We start from the raw sequence: 7,239 nt of genomic DNA, 5'->3' as shown, positions 1-7,239 counted from the left end.
ATGGTTATTTTGTTTGTTCAATAGGTGAAGCATCTCCTGATACTATTCGTGAGTATATTCTCAATCAGGGTTAGTCGCTTACATCCCACAGGCTAAAGACCTGTGGGTTTTACGCTCCGTTTTATAATCACTATTGGTAAAACTTAGATCAAAGTGAAGAGAGAATAATTAATGATTATTAAGTCAAGTCTATTAGTTTTAACTGTAAAGTTAATTTTATCATTCGCGAAATGGTCAATTTTGAAAATTATCCAGGATGGAGCAGGAAATACATAAAACTATCCTGGATGATTTCAAAGAATAAGCAAACAAGCTAGTTTTCAAACACATAATTGATTAAACAAATGTAGAGGAAAGACTGCAAAATCAAAGGAATGCCTAATCCGATATGCTTGGCAGGAACAATAATCAGCACTATCATGTTACCAAATACAATACATTACGATTGAAAAAAGTTATGATCTACCTTAAAAGTAATGTATTTAAATTTGAAACAACAAGTATCCGAATAAGGAACTACCCAAAACTACAAAAGCACTATTTATTTTCCTGTAGCCAAAAGTTATTGCAATGCTGGAAAAAGCAATTAACAACGTCCTCCAATCAGTAATGATTTCTTTACCCATTTCCAAGCACACGACCATCATTACAGCTACAGATGCTACATTTACAGCATCTAAAAAGGCAGAAAATCCTTTAGAATTTCGAAGCTTTTTCATTAAGAGATTAAGCATTGCTACAAAAACAAATGAGGGAAGAAAAATAGCTATTGTCGAAATAAAAGCACCTGAAAGTCCATTGATTTGAAATCCGATGAAAGTTACCGACGAAAAAACGGGACCAGGCGTGAACTGACCTACTGCAATAGCATCCATCAATTGTTGCCTTGTGAGTAAACCTTTTGTAACCAATTCTGTATCGATAAAGGCAAATAATACATATCCGCTTCCATAAAGTATGGAGCCAATTTTAAGGAATGTCCAAAATAGCTGTGCATTGGTCGCTGTCCAAAAAGTTGTCTGAATGATTTGAAGAAAAAAAGCAAACGGAACGATACTTTGTAAAGTATCATTTTGTCTGTTCTGAATAGTGTGCAATCCAAATGCTAACAAACCTGCACCGAGCATTAAATATATTTCATTAACTCCAATCACCGCAGCTAACAATACGGTAATACCGATAAGACCTAAATTTAAAGATTTTACGGATTGTTTTGCTAAAGGATAAATAGCAGCGAGAATGATAGCAATTATAGCAGGTTTGATACCATAAATAAAAGGCTGTAGCTCGGGCAACTGACCATATCGAATATACAAATACGCTAGAATACTTGTTAAAAAAACGGCGGGTAAAATAAAACACATACCGGCTGTTACTAAGCCTCTCCACCCACCTTTATCAAAGCCAATATGAATAGCCATTTCCGTGCTGTTAGGGCCTGGAATAAGATTGGTAGCTCCCAGCAGATCCAAAAAATACTGTTCACTCATCCACTTCCGCTTGACCACTACTTCATCCCGCATCATAGCAATATGTGCTGCTGGACCACCAAATCCAATAAAACCTATTTTACTAAAAACTTTTGCTATTTCTTTTAGCTCTATTTTATTCTCCATTTGTTTTCAAAATTTTCATCTACTGACCATTTACCTCCACCTTTTATCAATAGAAAGATACTGTCCAAAAGCATCGTCCAATCGGTGCGGCTGCTGTGCATCATTTCCCAAAATCCTTTTTCTATTAAAATCTCTGATTTAGTTGTTGCAATAGCCACAACAAAATAACAATAAGAGGGAGACTTGCAAGCCGTGTGAACAGCCCGATTAGAAGAAGAAATCCACAAATAACTTCAAATGTTCCAACGAAACTGCCCAAAAATTCAGGATAAGGCAGACCAATTTTTTCAAATCGTCCGGCTCCACGGGTATCGGCAAATAAAAATACCGCTCCTACCATCAATCGAATTAATATAGTGGTTTTTGATACGTCTGTCTTAGTTATTGTTTGCAACTTCATGATTAGTTTTATGAATTTTGGATTGCACTTTTTTATATAGATGGGCTAAAATAAATGCAATTGGCAAACTTAAAATAACAGAGAGGCCAGTTTCAACCATCCTATATCAAATGCACAGAATTGATTTTTCTATAGTTTATTCTGCTCATCCCCTTTTATTTATTGGCCCTGAGCCATTCCTTGTTTTTTTACAACCACAAATAAATGGAAGTATAAACAAATATCAAACATCTCATAACCCGCGCCTTACACTACACAAATTTCGTGTAATACGAACTATCAGATATTGTATATTTGAAAATAGAAAGGTGTATTTTAAGTATTACGGAAGGTTTGAGGTGTAAGACCAGTGTAACGCTTGAAATACTTTACAAAATGGGAAGTGTCCTTAAAATTCAATTTAAAAGCAATTTCAGAAACACTACTTATGGTATACATCAATTGTCTTTTTGCCTCACTAATTATATGCTCAGCTATTACCTCAGCCGCTGATTGGTCTAGTGCCTTACGACAAATAACATTAAGATTTTGGGGTGTCATATGAAGTTTTTCTGCATAATAATTAACATTGTTTTGCAGGTCATTTGTCTGGTTGAGCAGTTCTCGAAATATAGTAATGGCACCATCTGATTTACGTGATTTAATTATCGAAGGTTTCCCCGCAATCAAAATTTTAGCAAATAGTGCTTTTAATAATCCTTCAGTAACAGTAAAATCTTTTTCTATAGTGAGCATTTGGAACAAGGTGTCTATACTTTCTGTTTCTTTCAGATGAATGCAGCTTAATCCACTCAGTTTAGATAAAAGACTTTTAAGTTCCCTGTCCAACGAATGGTCGACAAAACCCTTTTTTAAAAGCAATACATAACCATCCGGAGTATCTGTCATATCCCAATGATGCACCTGCTCTTTTCGGACAAAAAAAACCGTAGGTGGCATTATCGAAAATGAAGTATGATCGATGGTGTGCAATCCGCTTCCTTCCCTTAAATAAATTATTTCTAAATAGCTGTTATGTTTGTGAGGCTCGGTCTTGCGAATTTCTTTACGGAATGGGGCAACTTTTAGTAATGTTGACGCTTCAATTTTGTTTTTTATGGAGATAGAGTTTTTCAATTTATCTAACATATGCAGTTTATCCCTATAAAATTAGCTATAATACTTTTTCTTTAACCATAAACTCGCCTTTACCAGCAATATTAATACCGGCACTTCTACCAATGGTCCAATCACACCTACAAATGCCTGCGGCGAATGAATACCGAAAACTGATATTGCAACAGCGATTGCCAATTCAAAATTGTTTCCTGTAGCAGTAAATGCGATAGAAGCGTTTTTATCGTAAGGTACTTTCAAAGATTTATTGATAAAGAAGCTTACAAAAAACATTAGCACGAAATAGATGATTAATGGTATGGCCACTTTCACTGCATCCATTGGTAATTCTACTATTTTGTCGCCCTTCAAACTGAACATTAATACGATGGTAAACAGTAAAGCATACAATGTAATGGGTGATATTTTTGGCACAAATATTCTGTTATACCATTCTATACCTTTAGATTTTACCAATATATAACGACTTAAAAAGCCTGCCAGAAAAGGAATACCCAAGTATATCAATACGCTTTCTGTTACCGCACTCATCGACACGCTTACATTGAAATTGGCTAAGCCAAATTTTGCAGGTAGTATGTTGATGAATAACCAGACTAAAAAGCTGTAAGAAATTATCTGAAAGATGCTATTCAATGCCACTAACATAGCGGTATATTCCCGGTTGGCTTTGGCTAGGTCACTCCACACGATGACCATTGCTATACACCTGGCCAGGCCTATCAATATCAATCCTGTCATATAATCAGGTTCGTTCCGTAAAAACAGAACAGCTAATCCGAACATCAATACTGTACCGATAATCCAATTCAGCATTAACGATATGCCGATTACTTTTTTATCCTTAAACGCTTTGGGCAGAAGTGAATAGTCCACTTTTGCTAATGGAGGATACATCATCAGTATTAAACCAATTGCTATTGGAATATTGGTTGTGCCTACGGATAAGCTACTAGTTAAAGTAGAGATATTGGGAAAGAAAAAACCCAACCCCACCCCTAAAGCCATGGCAAGGAATATCCATAAGGTGAGGTAACGGTCAAGGAATTTTAATTTTACTTGCATCTTATAATTGTTTATAGTGTTAGCGTTTTGTTCTGCTTTTAGTAAGCTCACAATTTCTAGTTTGTTTTCTATTTTTACCAACCGACCATTTTCAAATGGTTTTCTGTTTACCCATGTTGGATCTTTTAAAATTAGTCTATTGGTTTCTATCACTTTACCCGACATAGGTAGAAATAAATCACTAACGGTTTTAACAGCTTCAATGGAACCAAACATTTTCGTCCTGCTTAAAATAATAGCCAATATTCGACACATCCGCATACACGATTTCACCTATATTACTTTGGGCAAACTCTGTAATATCAATCGTTCCAATGTTATTTTCTATAGGCAGCCAAGTATGCTCTTCGGAAAAGTATAAATCCTTTGGAATTTTCATTTCCTTTTTTTTTATTGATTAGTAACCACGTCTTAAATTTTCTGCATATTCGTTGGGTAGCGGACTATCTTCAACTGCTCTTGCAGCTTTTTCAATATCGTATTCAAATCGAATAAATTCAACTTTTACACTGTCTCTATCCAACACAGAGCTGTTCTCATTAATGGTAAGCACTACATAACAACCTCTTACATCACTGTCTTTTGGTTTGCCTACCGAACCAATATTGATGGCGTGTCTGAAATGATTTTGTCCATCAATTCCCGAATTCAATACTCTGTGATATGGTTTGTGTGTATGTCCAAAACACAGAATGTCTGCATCTGCTTGTTCCATAATACGAAGCATACTTTTCTCCTCTCGGTCTTCAAATAAATATTCGTTTATTTTTCTCGGACTTCCGTGAACCAGTAGCAAATTCAATTTATCTTTATTTAGTTGAAACTCTACTTTTATATGTGCTGGTAGTGTTCGCAAATACGCTCTTTCTTCATCGTTCATTAAAGAATTTGTGAATGAAATAGAAATGTTTCCGTTGTCTTTTTCGCTGTCCGTTTTGTATGCACAACCGCATTCGCTGCTCATTCTTCCAATTCCAAAATCGTAATTTCCTGCAATTGTTGGGATTTTTCTTTTACGGATTTCGTTAACCACTTCGTTTGGCCAAATATTATAGCCCACCAAATCACCCAAACAATAGATACTGTCAGGATTTCTTTTTTCAACATCTGCAAAAAATGCTTCTAATGCAGGTAAATTAGCATGAATGTCGCTGAATAATACCATTTTCATTTTGATAAATTTTAAAATTAGCAACAACCTCCACCTGGCGTGCAAGTATTGGTTTGATTTACCTGCAATCCTATTAAATTTTTCTTTTGTTTTTCTGATGGAATACCACAAGCATCTTCTGCCAAACAAGCTGTGGTTTTGTATTTCAAGACAAAAGTTTTTCCATTAAATTCTAAATCATATTTTCCAATGGTGTCACTTTGATATTCCACTTCAATTTCCACATCTTCAATACCTAACTTTTCTTCCGAGAGATTAATGATGTTTAAAAGTTTAGTGGGTTTTAAGCGATGTTCAAAATCATTAGCATTCCATAATTGAAAATTGACAACTTTTTCGCTCCGAATTATACCACCGCAGTCAATAAAATGTGTAGTTATTTGCCCCACTTCCGTAACGTGAAAATGTTCGGGTACAAAAGTTCCATTTTCCAATTGAAATTCAACATTATCCAAAGTCTTAAGAATTTCTTTAATTTCTGATAGTTTCATATTTTTTCTATTATTATGATTAATTGTATATTGCAATGTAGCGATATATTAAAGTAAAAAAATGCATTAGCAGCATTTTTCAATAGCTATATCAGCTACAAAGAAAGTATCAAGTTCTTTTTTAATTTGTTGCCAAACTGTCTCATTGATACAGTAACATACACTTGTTCCCTCTATATTTCCTTTAATGATGCCAATGTTCTTTAATTCTTTTAAATGTTGTGAAATGGTAGCCTGCGCCAATCCCAATTCTTCTACCAAATCATTACAAATACAGGCATTCTGTTTGATGATATACTGTAAAATGGCTATTCGCGCAGGATGTGCCAGAGCTTTCAAATTAATGGCTAAATGATTCTGTTCTTCCGTAAATATTTCACTTTTGGTAACACCCATGTATTCTTGATTAATATTGCAATATTACGATAATACAGGGAAAACAACAATAATTTTATAAAAAAATTATTGTTAAGTTCGAAGAATAGTTGTCAATCGTATCTAGCCAGAGAAATCAGCTAAAAGATATGCTTTTATCGTTTGCTACCGAATTCGTATCCTATCCCAATAGAAGTAACTCTATTTAAATATTTCATTCCACTCTGGTTTGAAATATTAACCAACCCGGCCGAGCTAGAAAGTCTTGTTGTGAACCCTCCATTAAATCTATATCCAAAAATTAGACCTATCCCTGCATCGAATGGTCTAAGCTGATTGATTTCATTTCCCCACTCTAAATGTAGTGCATTTCTACCTGATGTCACTCTTGCATCAACCCCATATGCAAAATATGGACCTCCTCCAAAAAAGAACTCTCCAGATTTCGTTGGTGTCCATGAAATAAAATTTATAGGAACCTCTAAATACATTAACTTATCTGTAAGTGATTCACCATCTATTTCAGACTTACCACCTTTGCCTTCTAGGGAAAGTCCTGGCTGAATAGAAAAACGCGGAGACACAGCAATATCATAGTATGCAGAAAGATGGTAAAGGGGAGCTATTTTGGTTGTTGAGGACTGATTATCCATGCGCAAGTACTCACTTGCAAGATTCAATCCTGCTTTGAATCCAAATCTATTCTGTGCTGATAATCCTGTTACGGTACCGATCAATAAGAACGCTAATAGGTAGTTTTTTTTCATATTGGTTTGTTTATAAAATCTCATATTTAGACCTTAACCCAAGGCTAATATGAAAATTATGTAAATATAGTTAGATTAATAATGCATATTACTAATAATAATTGAAACAATTATTTGTAACAATTTATATATAATATTAAGGATAATTCAATTTTTCATGCTATACTCTATTATATAATAAGCATTTTCTTTCCTCTTACGATAATCTTGGCAATACGTAATCTTGGTTTTCCTTTGG

General features: G+C 34.6%; 9 protein-coding genes. All 9 read right to left on the bottom strand.

The window, feature by feature from the left end; genetic code table 11:
• Nucleotides 1–482: 482 nt before the first annotated feature.
• The 9 genes from chrA to H8B04_RS15155 all read right to left on the bottom strand — a co-directional run bounded on the left by chrA (nucleotide 483) and on the right by H8B04_RS15155 (nucleotide 7,001).
• A complete protein-coding gene (chrA, locus tag H8B04_RS15195) occupies nucleotides 483–1,616 on the bottom strand; it encodes a chromate efflux transporter (RefSeq protein ID WP_190302878.1) in 1,134 nt (377 codons plus the stop codon).
• 124 nt (nucleotides 1,617–1,740) lie between these two features.
• The gene (locus tag H8B04_RS15190) at nucleotides 1,741–2,016 is read right to left on the bottom strand and encodes a DoxX family protein (RefSeq protein ID WP_223815456.1); all 276 of its coding nucleotides are present in this window, start codon (nucleotides 2,014–2,016) and stop codon (nucleotides 1,741–1,743) included.
• A 315-nt stretch (nucleotides 2,017–2,331) separates the two neighbouring features.
• The gene (locus H8B04_RS15185; RefSeq protein ID WP_223815455.1) at nucleotides 2,332–3,144 is read right to left on the bottom strand and encodes a helix-turn-helix domain-containing protein; all 813 of its coding nucleotides are present in this window, start codon (nucleotides 3,142–3,144) and stop codon (nucleotides 2,332–2,334) included.
• Nucleotides 3,145–3,165: 21 nt separating this feature from the next.
• Nucleotides 3,166–4,413 (bottom strand): ACR3 family arsenite efflux transporter, encoded by a 1,248-nt coding sequence (arsB, locus tag H8B04_RS15180; protein ID WP_262891422.1) that lies wholly within the window; start codon nucleotides 4,411–4,413, stop codon nucleotides 3,166–3,168.
• Nucleotides 4,397–4,576, bottom strand: coding sequence for a hypothetical protein (locus tag H8B04_RS17305; protein ID WP_262886432.1), 180 nt, complete (start codon nucleotides 4,574–4,576; stop codon nucleotides 4,397–4,399). The genes arsB and H8B04_RS17305 overlap by 17 nt, the downstream gene beginning before the upstream one ends.
• 18 nt (nucleotides 4,577–4,594) lie before the next feature.
• Nucleotides 4,595–5,368: a metallophosphoesterase family protein gene (locus tag H8B04_RS15170; RefSeq protein ID WP_190302877.1), complete on the bottom strand. Its 774-nt coding sequence runs from the start codon at nucleotides 5,366–5,368 to the stop codon at nucleotides 4,595–4,597.
• Nucleotides 5,369–5,385: 17 nt separating this feature from the next.
• Entirely contained in the window at nucleotides 5,386–5,859 is a 474-nt protein-coding gene (locus H8B04_RS15165; RefSeq protein ID WP_190302876.1) for a DUF6428 family protein, read from the bottom strand.
• 66 nt (nucleotides 5,860–5,925) lie between these two features.
• Entirely contained in the window at nucleotides 5,926–6,255 is a 330-nt protein-coding gene (locus H8B04_RS15160; RefSeq protein WP_149914300.1) for an ArsR/SmtB family transcription factor, read from the bottom strand.
• Between the two features lie 134 nt (nucleotides 6,256–6,389).
• Nucleotides 6,390–7,001 carry an outer membrane beta-barrel protein gene (locus tag H8B04_RS15155; RefSeq protein WP_165291311.1) on the bottom strand — a complete coding sequence of 204 codons (612 nt, stop codon included), beginning with the start codon at nucleotides 6,999–7,001 and terminating at the stop codon, nucleotides 6,390–6,392.
• Nucleotides 7,002–7,239 lie beyond the last annotated feature (238 nt).

It is taken from the genome of Sphingobacterium litopenaei, from assembly GCF_014692495.1.
GTDB lineage: Bacteria > Bacteroidota > Bacteroidia > Sphingobacteriales > Sphingobacteriaceae > Sphingobacterium > Sphingobacterium litopenaei.
Note: the sequence above shows the minus strand (reverse complement) of the source record. Positions and strands in the feature narration are given on the sequence as shown.